This window comes from Mesorhizobium sp. YC-39 (genome assembly GCF_025753795.1).
Taxonomy (GTDB): domain Bacteria; phylum Pseudomonadota; class Alphaproteobacteria; order Rhizobiales; family Rhizobiaceae; genus Mesorhizobium.
In genome coordinates this window covers 1-501 of record NZ_JAOWPS010000042.1, presented here as the reverse complement: position 1 = coordinate 501, position 501 = coordinate 1, and the positions used below count along the sequence as shown (strand labels likewise).

Here is a 501-nt window from a genome sequence, read left to right as displayed (position 1 = left end):
TAAAGATGAAGCCAGAATTGGCCAGAAGAACGGTGTCGTACGGCAATGGGCGCGCCGTGGCACGCGGCCCAGACGGCCCGCCGACCAGCGCTATCAAAGAAAGCGCATACCTATTCGGCGCCATCTGCCCGGCGCGCGGCAAAGGAGCAGCCCTGGCGTTGCCGTTTGCCGACACCGCGGCCATGCAGGTTCATCTCAACGAGATCAGCCGCCATGTGGCGCGCGGCGCGCACGCCGTGCTGCTACTCGACCGGGCAGGCTGGCACACGACCGCCAAGCTGAAGGTACCGAAACATCACGCCGGTGCTGCTGCCGTCGCGAGCCCCGAAACTCAGCCCGGTCGAGAACGTCTGGCAATATCTGCGCGCCAACGGGCTCTCCAACCGCGTCTTCGAAGGCCACGACGCCATCATCGACGCCGCCTGCGAGGCTTGGCAGGAGCTCATCGCCCAACCCGAAACAATCACATCAATCGGAATGCGAGACTGGGCTCACGTCGGT

At 64.5% G+C, this 501-nt stretch carries 1 pseudogene; it reads left to right on the top strand.

Features of this window, described 5'->3' with window-relative positions:
• Nucleotides 1-501: pseudogene (locus OHD62_RS35595) on the top strand (IS630 family transposase); the annotation flags it as partial.